Raw genomic sequence first — 21,352 nt, forward strand, 5'->3', positions numbered from 1 at the left:
TATGCCCGCGGCCAGCGCGGCCTGCTGCGGAAAGAATGTTTACGGCTGGTCTGGCTTCAGCTGCCCGGCCATTACCGTAATGCAAGGTTCAATGAACGGTCACGCCGGAAGAAATAGCGCCTAAAAAGGGGGAGGGGTGGGCGTGGGGGTCGAGTCTCGCGGGACGGGTGCGCCGGATTCCTGTACGCGGCGGCCACGGCCGGACCGGTGTCCTGTTCGACGATCCTTGGCCACGGCCGAACGGCTGCACGCCTCGTAGGCATGGGCGGCCCGGTCGCCCCTGCCGACTCGACCAACGGCGGCGAGTCCGCCATCCCCTCGCACGAGACGGTGCCGGACGGCTTCCTTCGACGCGGTTCTCCTCCGGTGAACCGTGGCCGAAACCCTCACAGGATCCTCTTTGTTTATTATCCGTGTCTCATGCCAAGCGCCGGGAAAATGAGTTCCAAGGGTATCTGAGTGGCCAAAAAACAATTCACATCGCGGCCCGAGAACGAGCACGCTGTGCTGCGTTCGCTCACTTCCGTACCGGACAGCGCGTTCCGGTACGGGTTTCCCGAGGGAGTCCGTGAAAATGGTGCGTGGCAGGGCCAGGGCCAGGGCCGAGCGCGTCGCGCTGGAAGCATCCGACCGGCTGCTGGCGGCCGGCCGGCTGGTACGCAGGGCGCCGGTCACGGCGGACGGACGTGCCGTCATCCGTGCGGATCAAACGGTCAACGACCTGCCGTACCGGGAGCGCTGGGCCCATGACAAGGTGGTGCGCTCCACTCACGGCGTGAACTGCACCGGCTCGTGCTCGTGGCAGGTGTACGTGAAGGACGGGCTGATCACCTGGGAGACCCAGGCGACGGACTACCCGTCCGCGGGCGCCGACCGGCCGGACTACGAACCACGGGGCTGTCCGCGCGGAGCGTCGTTCTCCTGGTACACCTACTCACCCACACGTGTGCGCTACCCCCACGCCCGCGGAGTCCTGGTCGAGATGTTCCGCGAAGCGAAGCGGCGGCACGGTGGTGACCCGGTGGCCGCCTGGGCGGACGTCACGGCGGACCCCGACAAGCGGCGCTGCTACCAGGGCGCGCGTGGCAAGGGCGGTCTCGTGCGCATCACCTGGGAGGAGGCGCTGGAGCTGGCCGCGGCGGCTCATGTGCACACCTTGCAGGAGTACGGGCCGGACCGCATCGCCGGCTTCTCCCCGATCCCGGCGATGTCGATGGCCTCGCACGCGGTGGGCGCCCGGTTCATGGCGCTGATCGGCGCGCCGATGGTGTCGTTCTACGACTGGTACGCGGACCTGCCGATCGCCTCCCCGCAGGTGTTCGGCGACCAGACGGACGTACCGGAGTCCGGCGACTGGTGGGACGCGGCCTACCTGATGCTGTGGGGGTCCAACGTGCCGGTGACCCGGACCCCGGACGCGCACTGGATGACCGAGGCCCGCTACCGGGGCCAGAAGGTCGTCGTGGTCTCCCCGGACTACGCGGACGCCACCAAGTTCGCCGACGACTGGCTGCACCCGCACCCCGGCACCGACGGGGCCCTCGCGATGGCCATGGGCCACGTGATCCTGCGCGAATGCTTCGTGGAACGGCAGGTGCCGTACTTCTCCGACTACGTCCGCCGGTTCACCGACCTGCCCTTCCTGGTCGCCCTCGACGAACGCGCGCCCGGCGCCTACACGCCCGGAGCCTTCGTCACGGCACGCGACCTGGACCTGGCACGCGAGGCCGAGGCCGAAAGGCGCCGCTGGATGCCGGTCCTCGTCGACGCCCGCACCGGGAAGACCGTGGTCCCGAACGGCACTCTGGGAGACCGCTGGGGCAAGGGCGGCGAGGGACGCTGGAACCTCGACCTCGGCGACGTGGAACCACAGTTGACCTTCCACCGCAGTCCCGGCGCGATCGCCGCCGAGGTGCTGCTGCCCCGCTTCGACACGGACGCCGGGGGCGACCCGACCGGCGCCGGCGGTGGGAACGGCGCGGTACTGCGCCGCTCGGTACCCGCCGTACGCGTGGGCGGACCGGAAGGCCCCCTGGTGACCACCGTCTTCGACTTGCTGCTCGCCCAGTACGGGGTGGCCCGCGACGGCCTCGGCGGCGAGTGGCCCGCCTCCTACGAGGACGCCGGCACGCCCTGCACCCCCGCCTGGCAGGAAGCCATCACCTCGGTGCCGGCGGCCGCGGTGGTGCGCGCGGCCCGCGAGTTCGCGCGGACCGCCGAGCAGACCAGGGGCCGCTGCATGATCGTGATGGGGGCGGGCACCAACCACTGGTTCCACTCCGACACCATCTACCGCTCCTTCCTCACCCTGTTGCTGCTCACCGGCTGCCAGGGAGTCAACGGCGGCGGCTGGGCGCACTACGTCGGCCAGGAGAAGGTCCGCCCGTACGCCGGATGGCAGCAACTGGCCACGGCAGCCGACTGGGTGCGCCCCTCACGGCAGATGGCCGGGACCCCGTACTGGTACCTGCACACCGACCAGTGGCGCTACGAGACGTTCACCGCCGACGCCCTCACCGCCCCGACCGCACCGGGCACACTCTCCGGACTGCACACCGCCGACCTGGTGGCGCACTCGGTCCGGCGCGGCTGGATGCCCTCGTACCCGACCTTCGACGCCAACCCGCTGCACCTCGGGCGCCGGGCGCACGAGGCGGGCGGCGACCCCGGCAGGTGGGCCGCCGCCGAGCGGGACGCCGGACGCCTCTCGTACGCGTGCGAGGACCCGGACAACCCCGTCAACTGGCCGCGTGTCCTGACGGTCTGGCGGGCCAACCTGATCGGGTCCTCCGCCAAGGGCAACGAGTACTTCCTGCGCCACCTGCTGGGCGCCGCCGACAACGCGAGCGCCCGTGAGGCCGCGCCCGGTGAACGGCCGCAGAAGGTCCGCTGGCACGCCGAGGCACCGCGCGGCAAGCTCGATCTGCTGATGTCGCTGGACTTCCGGATGACGTCCACGACGCTCTACTCCGACCTCGTGCTGCCCGCCGCCACTTGGTACGAGAAACACGACCTGTCCAGCACCGACATGCACCCCTACGTGCACGCCTTCTCGCCCGCGATCGACCCGCCCTGGCAGGCCCGCACCGACTTCGAGATCTTCCACGGCCTCGCCTCCGCCATCAGCCGACTCGCCCGGGGACGCCTGGAGAACGCATACGACCTGATGGCCACACCGCTGCTGCACGACACCCCGGACGAAACACCACCGCAGGCACCGACCGAACCGCGGTTCACCCTCGTCGAACGGGACTACACCGCGATCGCCGACAAGCTCGCCGCGCTCGGCCCGCTGCCCGACGAAGCCGGCATGACCGTCAAGGGGGTCACCGTCCGGCCCGCGGCGGAGACACGCTGGCTGGCCGCCCGCTGCGGCACCGCCCCCGGCGGAGCCGCCCGGGGCCGCCCGCTGCTCGACACCGACGTGAAGCTGTGCGAGGCGATCCTCGCCCTGTCCGGTACCACCAACGGCCGTGTGGCCGCCGAGGGCTTCACCCGGCTCGCCGAGCGGTGCGGACCGGACACCGGGCTCGATGAACTCGCCGCGCACGTCGCCGCACGCCGCATCGAGTTCTCCGACACCCAGGCCCGGCCCGTCCAGGTCGGCGCCAGCTTCGAATGGTCCGGCAAGGAAGGACACGACCGGCGCTACAGCCCGTTCACGATCAACACCGAGCACTTCAAGCCCTGGCACACCCTCACCGGCCGGCAGCACTTCTACCTCGACCACGACTGGATCGCCGAGTTCGGTGAGCAACTCCCCGTCTACCGACCGCCGTTGCACCACACCCTGGTGGGGGAACCGGCCGCGGCACAGTCCGCCCGCTCGGTGACGGTCCGCTACCTCACCCCGCACTCCAAGTGGTCCATCCACTCCGAGTACCAGGAGAACCTGCTCATGCAGACCCTGGCCCGCGGCGGCCCGGTGATCTGGATCAGTGTCACCGACGCCGAGGCGATCGGCGTCGCGGACAACGACTGGATCGAGGCGGACAACGCCAACGGCGTCGTCGTCGCCCGCGCGGTCGTCTCCCACCGCATGCCACCGGGCACGGTCTTCATGTACCACGTGCAGGAACGCCTGGTGAACGTCCCCCGCTCCGAGACCACCGGCCGGCGCGGCGGCGTCCACAACGCCCTGACCAAGCTCCTGATCAAACCCACCCATCTCATCGGCGGTCACGCCCAGTTGTGCTTCGCCCCCAACTACTACGGCCCCACCGGCAACCAGCGCGACGCGGTGACCACGATCCGCCGCCGCTCCCAGGAGGTCCAGTACTGATGCCCCGTCGTCCAGCAGCCGCCGGACGGGTCATGGCCCAGGTGGCCATGGTCATGAACCTCGACAAGTGCATCGGCTGCCACACGTGCTCGGTCACCTGCAAGCAGACCTGGACCAACCGCGCCGGCACCGAGTACGTGTGGTTCAACAACGTCGAGACCCGCCCCGGCCAGGGCTATCCCCGCGGCTACCAGGACCAGGACAAGTGGCGGGGCGGCTGGCAGCTCAGACACGGCCGGCTCGTTCCGCGCGGCGGCGGCCGCGCCCGCCGCCTCGCCCGCCTCTTCGCCAACCCCGAACTGCCCCTCCTCGACGACTACTACCAGCCCTGGACGTACGACTACGACAACCTGCTGTCCGCCCCGCTCGGCGACGACGTACCCACGGCGCCGCCCCGCTCCCTGGTCGACGGGCGTCCCACCGCCATCACCTGGGGCCCCAACTGGGACGACGACCTCGGCGGCGGCCCCGACCACCTCAGCGCCGACCCGGTGCTGCGGAAGATGAACGAACAGGTCCGCCTCGAGTACGAGCAGGCGTTCATGTTCCACCTGCCGCGGATCTGCGAGCACTGCCTCAATCCGTCGTGCGTCGCCGTCTGCCCCTCGGGGGCGCTCTACAAGCGCCTGGAGGACGGCATCGTCCTCGTCGACCAGGACCGCTGCCGGGGCTGGCGGATGTGCGTCAGCGGCTGCCCGTACAAGAAGGTGTACTTCAACCACGCCACCGGCAAGGCCGAGAAGTGCACCTTCTGCTACCCGCGCATCGAGGCGGGCCAGCCCACCGTGTGCTCGGAGACCTGCGTGGGCCGGCTGCGGTACCTGGGCGTGATGCTGTACGACGCCGACAAGGTCGGCGCCGCAGCCGCCAGCGAGGACGTGCAGGACCTGTACGCGGCCCAGTTGGACTGCTTCCTCGACCCGGACGACCCCGGGGTCCGGGCCGCCGCCGAGGAGTCCGGCATCCCGCACGACTGGATCACCGCGGCCGGCCGCTCCCCGGTGTACGACCTCATCAGCCGTTACCGGGTGGCGCTGCCGCTGCACCCCGAGTACCGCACCATGCCCATGGTCTGGTACATCCCCCCGCTCTCCCCGGTCGTCGAGTCCCTCACCGCCACCGGGCACGACGGCGAGGACCCCGCCAAACTGTTCGCCGCCATCGACTCGCTGCGCATCCCGCTCGGCTACCTCGCCGAGCTGTTCACCGCGGGAGACACCGGACCCGTCGAGGCCTCCCTGTGCCGCCTCGCCGCCATGCGTTCCCACATGCGGCGCGTGAACCTCGGCGAGGAGCAGGACCCCGCCATCGCCCGCGCCGTCGGCCTGACCGGCGACGAGATCGAGGCCATGTACCGCCTGCTGGCCCTCGCCAAGTACGACGAACGCTACGTCGTCCCCACCAGCTACACCGCCACCACCCCCGGCGCCGACGACCTCGACGGGTGCAGCCTCGACGGCGCCGGCGGCCCCGGCATGTACGACGCCGGCACCTTCCACACCCCGCCCGCCGCCACGGCCGCACCGTCCGGACAGACCAGCTCCCCGCTGCGCGGCCGCGTCAACCTCCTTAACTGGAACGGCCGAGGCAGGCCCGACGGCCTCTTCCCGCGCCGGAAGGAGCAGCGGACGTGAACACCTCCGCGACCGCCCCCGCCACCCTTCCGCTCATCCACCAGGCGGCATCGCTCCTCCTGCACCACCCGGCGGACGACTGGCCCGCCGTCGCGGCGCTGGTGAGCGAGGAGCTGAAGGATCTGCCCGGCCGGCCCGCCGAACTGCTGCGCACCTTCTGCGGCAGTGTCTCGACCGCCGGCGTGCTGGAACTGTCGGCCCGCTACATCAGCACCTTCGACCGCAGCCGGCGCCGCACCCTCCACCTCACCTACTACACCGACGGCGACACCCGGCGCCGCGGCGCCTCACTGCTGCGCTGGCGAGAGCTCTACACCACGCACGGCTGGGAGCCACCCGCCGACGAACTGCCCGATTTCCTCCCGCTGGCCCTGGAGTTCGCCGCCCGCTGCCCCGAACCCGGACGGCAGGCACTCCAGGACCACCGCGCCGCCCTCGAACTGCTCCGCCTCGCCCTGCGCGAACACCGCAGCCCGTACGCAGACGTCCTCGAGGCCGTCTGCGGCACCCTGCCCGGTGCCTCGCCCGCCGACCGGGCCGCGGCACTGCGCCTGGCCCGCACCGGACCGCCCGCAGAGCCGGTCGGCCTGCTGCCCTTCCCCGCCGTGCCCCCCGCCCCCCGACGCGCTCCGAGCGCCCCGCACCCCCAGGAGCCCCCCAGGTGACCGGCCGCCTCCACGTCGCCCTGTGGGGCGTCCTGCCCTACCTCACCGCCGTCCTCTCCGTCACCGGCACGGCATGGCGCTACCGCTACGACCGGTTCGGGTTCACCACCCGCTCCAGCCAGCTCCACGAGTCCCGGCTGCTGCGGCTCGGCGGCCCCCTCTTCCACTACGGCCTGTTCCTCGTCGCCGCCGGACACGTCATCGGTCTGCTCGTCCCCGAGTGGCTCACCGAACGCGTACACGTACAGGAGTCGCTCTACCACGCCAACGCCCTCTTCGTCGGCGGCCTCGCGGGCCTCGCCACCCTCACCGGCCTGGCGGTACTCCTCTTCCGCCGCCTGCGGGTCCTCCCCGTGCGCGCCGCCACCAGCCGCAGTGACCGCCTCGTCTACCCGCTGCTCGCCGCAGTCCTGCTCGCCGGCCTCACCGCCACGGCCACCACCCTGCGACCGCACCCGTACGACTACCGCCGCGGAGTCTCGATCTGGTTCCGCTCGCTCTTCACCCTGGACCCGAACGTGCCGGCCATGGCACACGCCCCGCTCGTCTACCAGGTCCACGCACTGCTCGCGATGGCCCTGTTCGCCGTGTGGCCGTTCACCCGCCTCGTCCACGCCTTCACCGCGCCCGTGGGCTACCTCTTCCGTCCCTACGTCGTCTACCGCTCGCGCGGCACCCACATCACCGAGGCACACGGCACCGGCCCCTACCGGGCGCGGCACACCGCCCCGAAGCAGACCGTCCGCCGGTGACCCGCCCCACGCCCCTCGCCCGGCTCCAGGACCTGCCACCCGCCTGCTTCGCCCCCGTCATGGCCACCGCCATCGCCGCCCGCGCGCTCGCCGAGGCCCATGTCCAGGACCTGCCCGGCATACTGACGACGCTGGCGGTCGCGCTCCACGCACTGCTGCTCACCGCCTTCCTCGGCAAAGCGACGTGCCACCGGCAGGCCCTGGCAGCGGAACTACGCGACCCCGCACGGCTGTTCGGCCACTACACACAGGTGGCCGCGAGCGGAGTCCTGGCCGTCTCCCTCGCCGCCGACCGCCCCTTGCGCACGGCCGCGTACGCGCTGACGATCACGGCGGCGCTGACCTGGGCCGCCCTGGCGGTGCCCACCCTGACCGCGCTGCGCCGTAACGCCCCGCGGACCGTGCTGCGCCAGGCGGACGGCACCTGGTTCCTGGCGACGGTGGGCCTGCAGTCGATCGTCACCGCCCTCACCTCCGTGGCCGCCACCAGTCCCGCGCTGCTTGCCTCGGCGTCCGTGCTTTGGGCGGCGGGACTCCTCGCCTACGCGTCGACCCTCTCGGCGGTGATCTGGCGCCTGCGGCACCACCCACCGGGACCCGACCAGCTGACCCCCGCGTACTGGATCACCATGGGAGCCGCGGCGATCAGCACCCTGGCCGGCGCCCGCCTCGCCGTGTGCGAGCACCGGCTGCCCCGGGCGGAACAGGGGCACCAGTGGCTGACACCGGCCCTCACCGGCGCCGCCACGGCACTGTGGTGCTGGGCGAGCCTGCTCCTGCCCCCCCTGCTCGCGGCGGGCCTGTGGCGCCACGCACGCCACCGCCGTCGCCTCGGCTACGAACTCCCCCTGTGGTGCATCGTCTTCCCCCTCGGCATGTACGCCACGGCGACCTCCCGACTCGCGACGGCGGCACGCGCGACGCCCCTGTCGAGGGCGACGGACCTTCTGTCCCGGGCGACCGGTCCCCTGGCCTGGACGGCGATGACAGCCTGGACGGCGGTGGTGGCCGGGGCACTGGTGACCGTCACGGCGGCGGTGACCGCCCGGTCGTCGGCGCCGCCCCGCCGGAGGCCGGCCCGGTGAGGAGACCCGGCGGCGACCGGAACCGGGTGGAACTGTCCCCGGTCAAGCGCGAGCCGCCCGCAGCAGCGCGCGCACAACCGGCGGATGCGTCACAAACGCACGCTTTTAAGCGTTGGGGTCCCAGTCCGCGAGCAGCTCCATCGGCTCGGTGTCGCCGGTGGTCTTCAGGCCGTCGAGCGGGACGCGGTCGTAGAAGTAGAGGACCAGTTCGTTCGCTGTGCCTCGCATCGTCATGTCGCCCGGCTCCGCGTCGGCGGCGAGGTCGTCGCAGCGGACGCCGTCGGCGTTGAGGGTCAGGCGCCAGGAGCGGCCCTCGGTCGTGTGCAGGTCGATGGTCGCCGGCTTGAACGGCCAGGGGACGGTCGTCGCCGAGACGGTCGTCAGGAACTCGTCGACGCCCTCGACCGCGACGTCCGTCGGCAGCGGCTGTGCGGCCCCCTGGGTGAGCTGGGCGTCGTAGGTGTGGACGGCGATCTCCTGGACCTGGTGCCGGGCCACCGCTCCGCTGGTCTGCGGGGCCTGCGAGCGGCCCCACCAGGTCCAGCAGCCGCGGTCCGGGCCGGCCGCACGCAGCGCGTCGAGCATGAGCTCGGTCGACTCGGCGAGCCAGGCGTCCAGGGCCTCGCGGTCGCGCGGCGCGGTCGGCGCTCCCTTCGGGTCCGTCCTCGCCGGGGGCTCGGCGCCCGGGCCCGCCGCGATGATGGCGGCCTGGCGGCGGCGGCCGTCGCCGAGGTGCTGCGCCAGTTCGCGCAGCGTCCAGTCCGGGCAGGTCGGGACCTGGACGTCGAGGTCGGGGGCGGACGCGATCGCGGCGCGGAACGCGGCCGAACGGTCTTCGATGAGCCGCAGGACCTCTGAGAACTCCAAGATGTGTGCCACGTCCGCTGTGTATCACGGCGCCCCGGCCACCGGACAGCGGATTCGTCCGACGAACGCGCCGACGGCCGGGGCGGAGCGCCGGCGCCGAAACCGCCCCGGAACTGCGCGCACTGCTCGCCACCGGATGGGCCCGGGGTAACCTGCGCCCGTGAAGGCCTACCCCCTCTGGCACATCAGCCACCAGAACGAAGCCGGCCCCAACGACGAGACGATTCACCACGACGACGGGGGAGTGTTCCTCGACGAGCAGGACGGCGACGACGTCAAGCTGCTCGGCATCTACTCCTCCGAGGCCGCGGCCGAAGAGCGGATCCGCCGCGCGCGTCTGCTACCGGGCTTCGCCGACGAGCCGGACTGCTTCCAGATCGGCGAGTACGACCTCGACGAGGACCACTGGACCGAGGGCTTCGTCCACGTGCCGGCCTAGCCTTCTTCGGCCAATGTCCTACCTCTGCGGGCGGACAGGTCGTCGAGGATCACGCAGATCAGGGCACCTTCGGTTCGGGCGGCGCGGAACGAACGGAGCGCGGCGAGGGCGTGTACGGCGTGGACGCTCCGTCCGGGACGCGCCGTGGGCCGGGTGCGAACCGTCCGGGTGCCGGTTGCGTCGAGGGCCCCGTCGATCCTGGGGCGCCCACCTGCCCCTGCCGCGGCCGGCCCGCCCCACCGCGGTGTGTCATCTGCCGAACGCCTCCTTCCTGATGACGTCGAGCATGCGCGGGGTGCCCTGGGTGGTGCGCACGTCGAGGAAGGCACGTACATGCCCCTCGGTGACGGCCTCGCGGACCAGCGCGTGGGCCAGGTCGGCCCGGGAGGTGAACCGTCCGGGCAGCCGGGCGGGCGCCAGCCGGTAAGCGCTGACCCGGCCGGAGTCGAAGAGGCCGGCGGGCCGCAGGACCGTCCAGTCGTGGCCGCTGGCCCGCACGATGTCCTCCATGCGGCGCATGTCGTCGTAGACCGTGCGCCCGACGACCCGTACGAAGAACGGTTCGAGCACCCTGCGCAGGAAGAACCCCTCGCCGGGCGCCGGCACATCGAACAGCACGGTGGAGGTCACGCACACCAGCCGCCGCAGGCCGTGCCGGGTCATGGCCCGGGTGATGTGGCCGATGCCCGAGGAGTACACGGTGACCGGGGCCCGGCCGTACGGGACGCCGAGCGCGGAGATCACCGCGTCGTGCCCCGCGACGACACTCTCCACGGCCGCCGGATCCAGGACGTCGGCCTTCGCGACCCGCAGCCGGGGCGGGCCGGGCGGACGTGGCAGGTCGTCGGGGTGACGGGTCACGGCGGTGACGGTGTGGCCCTCGGCGGTCGCCTGCTTGACGACCTGCCGACCGGTCGGCCCGTTCGCGCCGAACACGACGAGTCGCATGGCACGTTCCCCCTCTTTCACTGTCGTTTTCCCTGAGCCTCGCTGCTGTCGCGAACTGGGAGGGCCCCTACGGCGGCAGGTGTGACAGGGACCGCGCGGCATGAGACCTACGACACACACCGCGACGCCGATGTCACACTTCCCGGGGTCCGTCCCCTCCGGGTGGGCAGACGTCGTGAGGAGATGCCATGGCCGACAACGGGACGGACGCCGCCACCCAGACCTTCCTCGACCATCGCGAGCTGCTGTTCGCGGTGGCGTACAACATGCTGGGCACCGTCACCGACGCCGAGGACGTGCTCCAGGAGACCTGGCTGTCCTGGACGGCACGCACGGACGCAGGAAAGGCGGGGCGAGCGCCCGAAGTCGAGCACCCGCGGGCCTACCTGGTGCGGATCACCGTACGGCAGGCGCTCGGCCGGCGCGCGCGGATCGCCCGGCGGCGCGAGACCTACGTCGGGCCGTGGCTGCCCGAACCCCTCCTCACGGACGTCCCGCCCGCCGAGGGCGCCGGTGAGGACGCCGCCGAGCGCGCACTGCGCACCGAGTCGGTGTCCCTCACCCTGCTGGTGGTCCTGGAGACCCTGACCCCGCTGGAGCGGGCGGTGTTCGTGCTGCACGAGGTGTTCGGCTACGCCCACACCGAGACCGCGGACATCCTCGGCCGCAGCCCCGCCGCCGTACGCCAACTCGCGCACCGCGCCCGTGCCCACGTCCGCGCCCGCCGCCCCCGCTACCACGCGCACCCAAGGGTCCGGCGCCAGGCGACGCAACGGTTCCTGGCCGCGGCACTCGGCGGCGATCTGGGGGCCTTGCTGGAGATCCTGGCACCGCGGGCCACCTTGTGGACGGACGGCGGCGGCAAGGCACAGGCGGCGCCGCGACCGATCCAGGGCCGGGACAAGGTGGCCCGGGCCGTGACCGGTTTCGCCGCGCGCCAGGCGGCGGGACTGGAGATCCAGCACCGGGACGTCAACGGGGACGCGGCCGTGGTGGTGTTCGCGGACGGCTCCCCGCGCGCGGTGATGGTCCTGGACCTCGACTCGGACGGTGAGCAGGTCCGCGAGGTCTACCTCGTCACCAACCCCGACAAGCTCTCGGCCCTCGACCCGGACGCCCCGCACCCCAGGAGCTGAGGGCAGCGGCCGGGGCCCGCGACGCCGTTCGCGAACGACATCCCGGCAGCGGCGAGCCAGTCACCAGTGCCGCTGCCGCCTGAGGGCCCGAGAGCTGTGCCGCCAGCGTTGCCGTTGCCCCAGCAGGCATGCCGAACCAGGGCTCCGACCCGTCAGGAGGTTTGTGCGTCGTGTGTTTCGCGGTGGGCTTGGACTTGGTCCATGTGGGTCTGGGCCCAGTGCCTGAGTGGTTGTGTGAGGTGGTGGAGTGAGTGGCCGAGGTCGGTGAGTTGATAGGTGACGGTGACGGGGACGGTGGGGGTGACGGTGCGAGTGAGCAGGCCGTCGCGTTCGAGGGCGCGGAGGGTCTGGGTCAGCATTTTCTGGCTGACGCCGGTCAGGAGGCGGGCGAGTTCGGAGTAGCGCATCGCCTGAGGGGTGGGTGATGTGCCGGTGTGTTCGGGTGTGTCACCGCCCAGTGCGCACAGGATGAGGACGACCCATTTGTTGGAGATCCGGTCGAGCAGTTGACGGCTGGGGCAGGCCGCCAGGAATGCGTTGTACTCCGCTTTGGCCTGTGCTTTGTCGTCAGCCTTCGTCGTCGTCACTGATGGTTCCTCATACTTTCTGGGGTGTTACGCACTTCCAAGTGCCTACTTCCCGGTGGGGAGTTTCTCTCCAACACTGGTGCACGGGGGCCGGAGACACCACCCCCTTCGCATGAAGTGAAAGGCATTACGATGAACACGCCCTCCGCACCTCTTCCCGGCGGAGCCTGGACGCTGGGTGACTCCTCCGTCACCCGGTTCGGCTACGGCGCGATGCAGCTCGCCGGCCCGTGGGTCATGGGGCCGCCCGCCGATCACGACGGCGCCCTGGACGTGCTGCGCGAGGCGGTCAGCCTGGGGATCACCCATATCGACACCAGCGACGCCTACGGACCGCGCATCACGAACGAGTTGATCCGTGAGGCGCTGCACCCTTACCCGGAGTCGCTGTTCATCGCCACCAAGGTGGGTGCGGTCCGCGACGCGCAGGGCGGCTGGCCCACGGCCCGGCGCCCCGAAGACCTGCGCAAGCAGATCCATGACAACCTCCAGTCCCTCGACGTCGAGACCCTGGACCTGGTCAACATGCGCATGGGCGACGCTCAGGGCCCCCAGCCCGGCTCGATCGCCGAGGCATTCGAAACGCTCGTCGATCTCCGGCAGGAGGGACTGATCCGCCACCTCGGCGTCAGCAACGTGACCGAGGAGCAGGTCGCCGAGGCGCGCAGCATCGCCCCGATCGTGTGCGTGCAGAACATGTACAACCTCGCCCACCGCCACGACGACGACCTCGTAGATCACCTCGCCGCCGATGGCATCGCCTACGTACCGTTCTTCCCCCTAGGAGGCTTCACCCCGCTGCAGTCCACGGCCCTGTCACGGGTCGCGGACCGGCTGGGGGCGACACCGATGTCGGTCGCCCTGGCCTGGCTGCTGCAGCGCTCGCCTAACATCCTGCTCATCCCCGGTACGTCGTCCACCGCTCACCTGCGCGAGAACATCGCGGGCGCCGGTCTCTCACTGTCCGAGGAGGATCTGGCGGAACTGGACAGCATCGGCCACTGAACCCCACAAAGATCACCGACCAAACCGATCTATCGGGCGGACCAAGGGAAGATGCCCCGCGATGGGGAGTCCGGCCAGGTAGACGGCCGCGGCCTTCTCGCAGCGGACCGCGATACCGCGCCACTGCGTCAGGCGATCGACGCACCACTCGACGGTGCTGCATGTCGGCGTCGCGGTCGAAGACCGACGCTCTACCGCCCCCGCCCCCGCCCCCGCTGCCGCGCCGTAGTCGGCGGCCGAGCTGCCCGGCAGCCACCGGCATGACCGCCCGGCTGCCGCCACTGCGCAGATGATCGCGGATCGCACGCCACGAGCAGGGCCTTGTCCGCCAGGACCACGTCCGGCCTGGTGAGGTACAACCACGTCGCCGGGCAACGCACAGGAGGCGAGCCACGACGTCCGTGAGGGCGGGCTGCGTCACCGACCTACCCCGCCCGCCGTGCGGACGAACGCCAGAGGCCGCCAGCAGGCGTCGCCTGCGAGGCTGATCCTCGTGACCAGCCCGCCCCGCGGGACCGGCCGACGGCGGCGGTCGCCCGGCCCGCCGGCCGGGGCCCCTTGTTGTGCGGGGCCCCGGCCCCGTGCTGGTAAACCCACACGCCCGCGGAGCCCACCGATACAGCCCAGGCCAGATCCTCGCCGACGCCGACCCGGGCCATCAGCCCGGTAAAGCACCCACTCCCAGGATCCATCGACGGCCCACCTGTTGCCGGCTGCCGGCCGGGCGGATGCCACCACCAGGCGGGTGTCGGCATAGACGCTGACCTGCGCATTCGTCCCAGAAGGCCCTTCCGCAACCCGGTGAACGTCACACCCACACCGGCTCAGCCCTCACCACCCCACCCACGCATGAGCACTCACCCGCGCCGCTGTCGTCGCCATGCCGCATCCCCTCCGTGAAACCGTGCGCCGGACCCGCCGGGACCGGTCCGTCGTACCCCCGTCATACGCTGCTGCTATCGAGCAGACCGCGGCCGAGGGCGGTCGCCGAATGCAGGACGTACTTGCCATCGCGACGGCTGACGACGAGGCCCCCCTCGCGCAGCACACTGATCTGGTAGCTGGCGCTGGGAACGGCGATGCCCAGCGTCCGCGCGATCTCCGTGGTCGTACGGCCGCGATGCCGGGCGACGTCCATCAGGACGGCGCAGCGCGTGCGGCCCAGCAGTCGTTCGAGCCGCTCCTCACTCGATCCCACCAGGCCGAGCGGTGGTTTGGCCACCGGATAGACCAGTACCGGGTCGAGGTTCGGGTCGGCCAGCGAAGTCGGCCTGCGCCAGCAGAAGTACGACGGCACGAGCAGCAGGCCGCGGCCTCCCAGATGCAGGTCGCGTGCGCTCGGGTAGTTCACCTCCAGCACGGGAGCCTTCCAATGGGCCCACGGCCGGAGCCCGTCGAAGAGGGCGCGTGTCCCGCCTTCGAGCAGGGCCTGCGAGCGCAGCGCGACATCGTTGCCCACCGCCGACCGTACGGGGCCCCAGTACGGTGCGAGCAGGGCACGGAAGGACGACTCGAAGGCCGCGGCGAGCGAGGCGGCGAAGATGTGGCCGGAATCGGTCGGGCCCGTGGCCGAGCCAGGCGTCGCGCGAGTCTTGGCGAACAGCAGCAGATCGCGCAGTAATCGTTCGCGCGGTGTGGCCCGTACCTGTTCCAGGCCCGCGGACAGACCCTCTCCGGTGACGGGCGGCGTGAGAAAGTCCGGGATGTAACCGGTGGCGGGAATCAGGGACTTCGACAGCCGTACGGCGTGCTCGGCCTGCGCGTCGGCGAAGAGCCGGTCGGCGACCGAGCGGCGCCAGCCGGTGAAGACGAGCGGCTCCTGACGGGTGCTCAGCCGACGGACGGCGCAGACGAGTTCCCACAGGGGATCGGGTTGCTGGGCGATGCGGACGTTTTCCAGATCGCGGGCCGTGAAGTGGATTCGAAGCATCGAGTCGGTCACTCACAATGCGGTGGGGGGTGCGGCACGGTGGTCGGTGTACCGTCAGTGAGACGACTGACTGCTGCGTATGGTTGTCGGCGCGAATGAGCCGCGGCGCAGGTGCGCCGCGGCCGGATTCCGTTGGGTGCGTGAGCGCGCCTTTAGAAGGGGGCGCAGAAGCCGGGGTAGGCGCTGCAGTCGCGCAGATTCGGGTCCCAGCTCGTGTTGGAGCTGGAGAAGAACACCTCCGGCACCCAGCCCCAATTGCCGTTGTCCGCCTCGGTGAAGGCCCAGGCGTTGTTGCAGTAGCCGCTGGAGCAGAACTGCGCGCCCACGGTGTCCCCGCGGAACCAGTTCGTGTTGGCGCTGTTGATGGTGCCGACGAGGGTGCTCGACCCGGGTGCCGACCGCACGCCGATGCTGCCGCCCCACAGACGGCAGTAGTTCACCTCGCCGGCGCCGTGGTGGGCGCCGGCGGAAATGTAGGAGTAGGTGACGTTGCAGGCCGTGTCGTACTGCGCGCTCGACGGAGCGGCGGAGGCGGGGGTGGCGGTGGCGCCCAGGGCCGTGACGACGGCCGCGGCGGCGAACGCCGCGGCCAGGGACTTCGCTGTGTTCCTCACTGGTGTCTCCTACAGGGTCGGTTTCGTCTCGGGATTCAGCCGCGCAGGGTGGTCGTGCCGGGGCCCTGCCCGGGCGTCTTGTCACGTCGCCCGATCCGGGCGGCCAGCCGGTCGAGGCGGTCGTCGGAAGCGGGAACGCCGATGTGGAAGTGCGCGTCGTAGGGGGTGCGGAGGGTGCCGCCCCACCGCACCCCCCCGCGCAGTCGGCCAGGATGTCGGCGACGGCGGCACGCTGAGCCGGGAAGGGCCCCCCGGCCGCCCCTGGCGGGTGGGCGCCGTGGCGGATGGCGACGGCGTTGCCCGAGGCGTAGTCGGTCCGAAAGCCGCACAGGCCGTGCGGGGCCCGGAAGCCCAGGACGTCGCCCGGGCCGAGAGCTTCCACGTCGTAGTGGTAGCGGCTGATCAGATGGATGAGCACCGTAGAGACCGCGCCGAGCCGTACGGCGCGGTGGCTCCGGTGCCCGGCACGGCTCTGCTCCATAGACCAGCCGTTGGAGCCGACAGCTCCCGTGCGCGGCCGTACGCGGGACGCGTGTTCGGGAACGGCGGCCGGTGAGGTGAGGCCGGCCCGGTCAGCCGTGGTGGCGGCGGTGGCGAGCGCGGGGACGGCCCCGGCCGCGCACACGACTCGCGCGGCGGTGCGCGACAGCAGACGTCGGGGCACATGGTGCGGCCCCTGATGATCACCGCACGGATGCAGTAGTCGCGGGCCCGGATGCCGGTGGCGGCGAAGAGCTGACCCAGGCCGGTGCTGCTGTCGTCCCTCAGACCGGCTTCCACGGCGTCGTCCGCGGCCTTGTCGCCGATGTCGTACGCCCTGGTCTCCCACGGCAGAGGGCACTGGATGAGGGCCTTGCGCATGCGGTACGTACGTGAGAGGGACGTTGTCAGCCAGTCCAGGTCCATCACCGCCTGGAACGACTGGGTGGTGGTACGGGTGCTGAGGGACAGCCCGCCGTCGCCGCCTTGTTCGGGCCCCCCATGGGCCTGTTCCACCATCGTGTCAGCCATCGACGGCTCCCCCTCGCACCGAGCTCGGTCGGCTTGTCGGTGCGCGGCAAGCTTCCACGCCGTGAAAGAGGCCCGGCAATCCATTCGAACGCTGTCTAACCGTGCCGCGTTGCGGGAGCGCTCCCGCTGTATGGGGAAGACCGCCGCCCCTCCTCAGCCTCGAAGGATGGCCGGATGCAGCACGCTCACCGGGCGGCCCCGTCGGCGTCATCACGGCCCTGGTCGTCGTGGAGGCGGTGAACAGGCCCCCAGGCGAGTTGAATGCGCACTGCTAGAACCGCGCCCGTGTACGCGAAGGTAGCCACCCGCCAGTGATGGGGGGGTGAACGGGCAGGGTAGCGGCTCCGCAGGTTGACCTGGGCTGTTTCTCTGGATGCTCCACTTTGCGCTCTGTGGGCGTGGTGCGCTGGCGCTGTGGAGAGCTGTCCGTGGTGAGGTCGTCCCGCATTGCCGGAGGCGTGGTCGCACCTGAGCAGGCTGGGCGACTTGCTTCTGCCCTGCGGGGGCACTCAGGCGATCGAAGCTGAGGTAGCGCAGGAGTCGCTGCGCGGTTGGGCGGCTGAATGGTCGGCAGACGGAGCCGAGGTCGTATTTCCGCTGTCGGAGCTCTCTTGCGGCCCACCGCCGGTCGCGATGTCGCCGGTACGGCGCTTCACGTGGCGAGCTGGACAGCGGCGCAGGCCTGGGCTGCGTCACAGCACGTCGACGGGTCGGCTGCACGGGTTCGAGAGCCTGGCTGAGCGACGCCTTCTTCTGGTGGTCGACTTCGCTGAGAGGGCCCGGACGGCTCTGCCGCAGCCGTTCACGTTGAGCTCGAGCTGGCCGGGCGGCGGGTGACGCACGTGCCGGACTTCGTTGTCTGGGACGACGACGGGGTGCGGGTGGTGGGTGTACGCCCTGCCAGACGGGTGGAGCGGGCGGACGCGGAGAAGTTCGCGGTCACCGCGCGGGCCGCTGCCGCGGCCGGCTGGTCCTACCTGCTGGTGGTGGGCTGGCACCGGTGAACTCGCCGACGCCGTCAAGCAGCAGGACCCCTCACGCCTGGTCGACGCCCACTCGGGAGTCAACTGCTGTGCGTCCAAGGGCGATTCCGGCCGCGGCGACGTCATCGACCACCACCTCTACCACGGGCCTGCCACCCCCGCCCCGGACGCCACCCGAGCGGCCGTGGACGGCGAGCACGGCGGCTACTCGCTCGCCATCCCCGGTCACATCGCGGGTGTCGCGGGCGGCCAGGACTACGGTGACGGCCCCGCCGGCATCGCCGAGATGGCCAAGACCTACGTGGAGAACACCAGCCAGGTCATCCCGGACGCCGCCGCCGGACTCTCCGGCTCGGTCTACACCCAGATCAGCGATGTGGAGGGCGAACTCAACGGCCTGATCACCTACGACCGTGCGGTCCTGAAGGTCTACCCGGACCAGGTCAGGGACATCAACCGCAAGCTCATCGCGGCCGGCGCGGCGGCGGGCACCACCGCCCGCTGACGAAGGGCGCCGTACCCCGGCACGTCTCCGCCGCCTGCCCCGCGAGAGCGAACAGCGCCCTCCAGGGCCCGGTACCCACCGGGCCCTGGAGGGCTTCGGGCTACCCTGGAACGGTCCGGGCCAAGGCACCGGCGAGTGGCCGAATCGACCCCTGGACCAACAGAAGACAACAGATCCAGAAGTCCTGTCGGCGGTCAAGGAAAGTTAAGCAACAAATATTGACGCGCCCGACCGGTGCGCGTACCTTCCCGGCGAAGGTGCCGAGCGGCGTGAACTCCGCCGTCGCATCGGCAGGTTGGGCTCCATTCCCCCCACAGTGACGGGAGCACACCATGCGCAGAGCACTGACCACGGACGCGCGAAGCATCCGGCGCCTCCTCGCGGGATCTGCGGTCTTCCGCCCCCTGCGGCACATGCTGTCCGCCGTGGCCGCTCTCAGCCTCGTCCTCGGCGCCCTGATCGCCTTCCCCGCCGTCTCCCGGGCGGCCGGCTCGCTGCCGTGCGACATCTACGGCTCGGCCGGCACCCCCTGCGTCGCCGCGCACAGCACCACACGCGCCCTGGTGTCGTCCTACAACGGCCCCCTCTACCAGGTCACACGTGCCTCCGATGGGGCCCGCGCCGACATCGGACTGCTGGCCCCCGGCGGCTACGCCAACGCCGCCCAGCAGGACGTGTTCTGCCAGAACACCACGTGCCGCATGACCAAGGTCTATGACCAGACCTCCCGCCACAACGACCTCACCCCCGGCCCGGCCGGGACCGCCGGTATGGGTGCCGACCGCGGCGCCGACGCCAGTGAGATCGCGGTGACCGCGGGCGGCCACAAGGTCTACGGCATCTGGATCTCGCCGGGCGTCGGCTACCGCTACACCGGCGTGGCCTCCGGCGTCGCCGTCGACGGCCGGCCCGAGGGCGCCTACATGGTGGCCTCCGGCACCCACGTCGGCTCCGACTGCTGCTTCGACTACGGCAATGCCGAAAGCACTCCCGCCGACACCGGCAACGGTCACATGGACGCCGTCTCCATCGCCACCACCTGCTACTTCGCGCCGTGCACCGGCTCGGGACCGTGGGTCGAGGCCGACCTGGAGAACGGCATGTTCCAGGGCGACAACGGCTCCAACACCGCCAACCGCGGCAACGACAGCCCCTTCGTCACCGCCGTGCTGAAGAACGACGGGCAGACCAAGTACGCCCTCAAGGGCGGCAATGCACAGACCGGCGCCCTGACCACCTGGTGGGACGGCGGGCTGCCCACCCGAGGCGGCTACAAGCCCATGCACCAGGAGGGCGGCATCATCCTGGGCACCGGCGGCGACAACAGCAACTGGAACCGGGGCACCTTCTTCGAGGGCGTCATGGTCGCCGGCTATCCGAGTGACGCCGCCGAGAACGCCGTCCAGGCCAATATCGTCTCCGTCGGCTACGCGGGCCAGACCGACGTGCCCAACGGCCCGCAGGGCACCGTCACCGGCCCCGGCGGCAAGTGCGTGGACGTCGCCGCCGACGACACCGGCATCAACGGCACCGCCGTACAGCTGTGGGACTGCCAGACCTGGGCCGAGGACCAGCACTGGCAGCACAACGCCGACGGCTCCCTGAGCACCATCGGCCGCTGCCTGGACATCGAGGGCAACGGCACCGCCAACGGCGCCAAGGTCGAGCTGTGGGACTGCAACGGCGTCGGCGGCCAGAAGTGGGTGCAGCAGGCCGACGGCTCCCTGCGCAACCCGCAGTCCGGCCGCTGCCTGGACTCGCCGAACGGCGCGACGGCCAACGGCACCAGGCTGCAGATCTGGGACTGCAACGGCTCGCCGGCGCAGAAGTTCTCCGTCAACGGCGGCGCCCCGGTCGCCGCACCCGGCGGCAAGTGCCTCGACGTGGCAGCCGACGACAGCGGCGGCAACGGATCGGCCGTTCAGCTGTGGGACTGCCAGTCCTACGCCGTCGACCAGCACTGGTACCACAACGCGAACGGCTCGTTGCGCTCGCTCGGCCGCTGCCTGGACATCGAGGGCAACGGCACCGCCAACGGCACCGAGGTCGAGCTGTGGGACTGCAACGGCGTCGGCGGCCAGAACTGGCAGCAACGCTCGGACGGTTCTCTGTTCAACCCCCAGTCGGGCCGCTGCCTGGACTCGCCGAACGGCGCCACAGCCAACGGCACCAGGCTGCGCATCTGGGACTGCAACGGCTCGGTGGCACAGAGGTTCACGTTGAGCTGACGCAACGTCAGAACATGGCAGATCACCCGCACCCGCAACGTGTGCTGCCCGTAGGGCAGGCGCGGGCCGAGGACTGGAGCGCCTCGCCGGTGCGGATCGCGCCGTAGCAGTTGAGACGCTGCTCGGCGCCGCCGTCGATGCCGACCGCCGCGTAGCCGTCGCCGGTATCGCGGTGGGACAGCAGGGTGATCCAGGTGCCGGTGAAGGCGAACGTGGCGGCGTTCCCGGCGCGGTCGCTGCAGTGGCCGTAGCCCCAGAGGCACTGCACACCGCAGCCGGTGCCCGAGTTCCAGTCACCGGAGACGGTGTACGGGTGCGACAGGGGCGCGATGCCGAGGCCGTGGTGCCGGAGGAGGCCCGGATCGAGGACGAGATCTGCCTGCGCCTTGCGGACCCCGGCCCCGGCCGGCGCGACCGGCCGGACATGGACCCGCGGGCCACCGCGGGGGGGGGTGCCTCTATGTCTTTCGTCAAGCCAGGCGTGGGGTTCTGGGTTCGTAGAAGGTGCCGTCGCGGAGCATTGCGAACAGCACATTGATCCGTTGGCGGGGCCAGGCGGAGAAGTGCCTGGGTGTGGGTCTTGCCCCGGGCCCGGCATCGGTCGTAGTAGGTGCGGGAGGCGGGATCGTGCAGGGCGGCGAACGCGGAGAGGAACATCGCGCGTTTGAGCTGCCGGTTGCC

At 71.2% G+C, this 21,352-nt stretch carries 18 protein-coding genes and 2 pseudogenes; 11 read left to right on the plus strand and 9 right to left on the minus strand.

Going from position 1 to position 21,352, the window contains the following annotated elements; translation table 11 throughout:
- Positions 1 to 574: 574 nt before the first annotated feature.
- Genes AB0947_RS23690 through AB0947_RS23710 form a run of 5 tightly spaced genes read left to right on the plus strand, consistent with a single transcriptional unit; the run spans position 575 to position 8,418 of the window.
- Positions 575 to 4,282 (plus strand): nitrate reductase subunit alpha, encoded by a 3,708-nt coding sequence (locus tag AB0947_RS23690; RefSeq protein ID WP_366752322.1) that lies wholly within the window; start codon positions 575 to 577, stop codon positions 4,280 to 4,282.
- A complete protein-coding gene (gene narH, locus AB0947_RS23695; protein WP_366752323.1) occupies positions 4,282 to 5,916 on the plus strand; it encodes a nitrate reductase subunit beta in 1,635 nt (544 codons plus the stop codon). The genes AB0947_RS23690 and narH overlap by 1 nt, the downstream gene beginning before the upstream one ends.
- Entirely contained in the window at positions 5,913 to 6,581 is a 669-nt protein-coding gene (narJ, locus tag AB0947_RS23700; protein WP_366752324.1) for a nitrate reductase molybdenum cofactor assembly chaperone, read from the plus strand. Before narH ends, narJ begins: the two co-directional genes overlap by 4 nt.
- Positions 6,578 to 7,333: a respiratory nitrate reductase subunit gamma gene (gene narI / locus AB0947_RS23705; RefSeq protein ID WP_366752325.1), complete on the plus strand. Its 756-nt coding sequence runs from the start codon at positions 6,578 to 6,580 to the stop codon at positions 7,331 to 7,333. The genes narJ and narI overlap by 4 nt, the downstream gene beginning before the upstream one ends.
- Positions 7,330 to 8,418 carry a tellurite resistance/C4-dicarboxylate transporter family protein gene (locus tag AB0947_RS23710; protein WP_366752326.1) on the plus strand — a complete coding sequence of 363 codons (1,089 nt, stop codon included), beginning with the start codon at positions 7,330 to 7,332 and terminating at the stop codon, positions 8,416 to 8,418. Before narI ends, AB0947_RS23710 begins: the two co-directional genes overlap by 4 nt.
- A gap of 105 nt (positions 8,419 to 8,523) precedes the next feature.
- Here the strand turns inward: AB0947_RS23710 and AB0947_RS23715 are convergent, their stop codons facing one another.
- Positions 8,524 to 9,297 (minus strand): maleylpyruvate isomerase N-terminal domain-containing protein, encoded by a 774-nt coding sequence (locus AB0947_RS23715; protein WP_366752327.1) that lies wholly within the window; start codon positions 9,295 to 9,297, stop codon positions 8,524 to 8,526.
- Between the two features lie 148 nt (positions 9,298 to 9,445).
- Between AB0947_RS23715 and AB0947_RS23720 the strand changes: the two genes are divergently transcribed.
- The gene (locus AB0947_RS23720) at positions 9,446 to 9,724 is read left to right on the plus strand and encodes a hypothetical protein (RefSeq protein ID WP_366752328.1); all 279 of its coding nucleotides are present in this window, start codon (positions 9,446 to 9,448) and stop codon (positions 9,722 to 9,724) included.
- Between the two features lie 249 nt (positions 9,725 to 9,973).
- On the opposite strand, the gene AB0947_RS23725 is transcribed toward AB0947_RS23720, so the two are convergent.
- Positions 9,974 to 10,672, minus strand: coding sequence for an NAD(P)H-binding protein (locus AB0947_RS23725; RefSeq protein ID WP_366752329.1), 699 nt, complete (start codon positions 10,670 to 10,672; stop codon positions 9,974 to 9,976).
- Positions 10,673 to 10,860: 188 nt separating this feature from the next.
- Here AB0947_RS23725 and sigJ point away from each other — a divergent pair, with 188 nt between their 5' ends.
- Positions 10,861 to 11,808, plus strand: a complete 948-nt coding sequence (gene sigJ, locus AB0947_RS23730) for an RNA polymerase sigma factor SigJ (RefSeq protein WP_366752330.1) — start codon at positions 10,861 to 10,863, stop codon at positions 11,806 to 11,808.
- Between the two features lie 152 nt (positions 11,809 to 11,960).
- Here the strand turns inward: sigJ and AB0947_RS23735 are convergent, their stop codons facing one another.
- On the minus strand, positions 11,961 to 12,395 hold the full coding sequence (locus AB0947_RS23735; RefSeq protein ID WP_366752331.1) for a helix-turn-helix domain-containing protein: 435 nt from the start codon (positions 12,393 to 12,395) through the stop codon (positions 11,961 to 11,963).
- Between the two features lie 132 nt (positions 12,396 to 12,527).
- On the opposite strand from AB0947_RS23735, the gene AB0947_RS23740 reads away from it, so the two are divergent.
- The gene (locus AB0947_RS23740; RefSeq protein ID WP_366752332.1) at positions 12,528 to 13,400 is read left to right on the plus strand and encodes an aldo/keto reductase family oxidoreductase; all 873 of its coding nucleotides are present in this window, start codon (positions 12,528 to 12,530) and stop codon (positions 13,398 to 13,400) included.
- Between the two features lie 943 nt (positions 13,401 to 14,343).
- Here the strand turns inward: AB0947_RS23740 and AB0947_RS23745 are convergent.
- From AB0947_RS23745 to AB0947_RS23760, 4 genes are all read right to left on the minus strand, one after another.
- Positions 14,344 to 15,342 (minus strand): helix-turn-helix domain-containing protein, encoded by a 999-nt coding sequence (locus AB0947_RS23745; protein ID WP_366752333.1) that lies wholly within the window; start codon positions 15,340 to 15,342, stop codon positions 14,344 to 14,346.
- A 140-nt stretch (positions 15,343 to 15,482) separates the two neighbouring features.
- On the minus strand, positions 15,483 to 15,944 hold the full coding sequence (locus AB0947_RS23750; RefSeq protein ID WP_366752334.1) for a hypothetical protein: 462 nt from the start codon (positions 15,942 to 15,944) through the stop codon (positions 15,483 to 15,485).
- A 35-nt stretch (positions 15,945 to 15,979) separates the two neighbouring features.
- Complete coding sequence (locus AB0947_RS23755; RefSeq protein ID WP_366752335.1) at positions 15,980 to 16,135, minus strand: hypothetical protein; 156 nt, start codon at positions 16,133 to 16,135, stop codon at positions 15,980 to 15,982.
- 211 nt (positions 16,136 to 16,346) lie between these two features.
- Complete coding sequence (locus AB0947_RS23760; protein ID WP_366752336.1) at positions 16,347 to 16,955, minus strand: hypothetical protein; 609 nt, start codon at positions 16,953 to 16,955, stop codon at positions 16,347 to 16,349.
- An 842-nt stretch (positions 16,956 to 17,797) separates the two neighbouring features.
- Here AB0947_RS23760 and AB0947_RS23765 point away from each other — a divergent pair.
- From AB0947_RS23765 to AB0947_RS23775, 3 genes are all read left to right on the plus strand, one after another.
- The gene (locus AB0947_RS23765) at positions 17,798 to 17,959 is read left to right on the plus strand and encodes a hypothetical protein (protein WP_366752337.1); all 162 of its coding nucleotides are present in this window, start codon (positions 17,798 to 17,800) and stop codon (positions 17,957 to 17,959) included.
- Between the two features lie 163 nt (positions 17,960 to 18,122).
- Positions 18,123 to 18,443: a hypothetical protein gene (locus AB0947_RS23770; protein WP_366752338.1), complete on the plus strand. Its 321-nt coding sequence runs from the start codon at positions 18,123 to 18,125 to the stop codon at positions 18,441 to 18,443.
- Positions 18,444 to 18,775: 332 nt separating this feature from the next.
- On the plus strand, positions 18,776 to 20,671 hold the full coding sequence (locus AB0947_RS23775; RefSeq protein ID WP_366752339.1) for an arabinofuranosidase catalytic domain-containing protein: 1,896 nt from the start codon (positions 18,776 to 18,778) through the stop codon (positions 20,669 to 20,671).
- Between the two features lie 23 nt (positions 20,672 to 20,694).
- Here AB0947_RS23775 and AB0947_RS23780 read toward each other — a convergent pair.
- Both AB0947_RS23780 and AB0947_RS23785 read right to left on the minus strand, forming a co-directional pair.
- Positions 20,695 to 20,981, minus strand: a pseudogene (locus tag AB0947_RS23780) (hydrolase); the annotation flags it as partial.
- 160 nt (positions 20,982 to 21,141) lie between these two features.
- Positions 21,142 to 21,352: pseudogene (locus AB0947_RS23785) on the minus strand (IS110 family transposase); the annotation flags it as partial.

Origin of the sequence: Streptomyces sp. NPDC047841 (assembly GCF_040704085.1) — a bacterium.
GTDB lineage: Bacteria > Actinomycetota > Actinomycetes > Streptomycetales > Streptomycetaceae > Streptomyces > Streptomyces argyrophylli.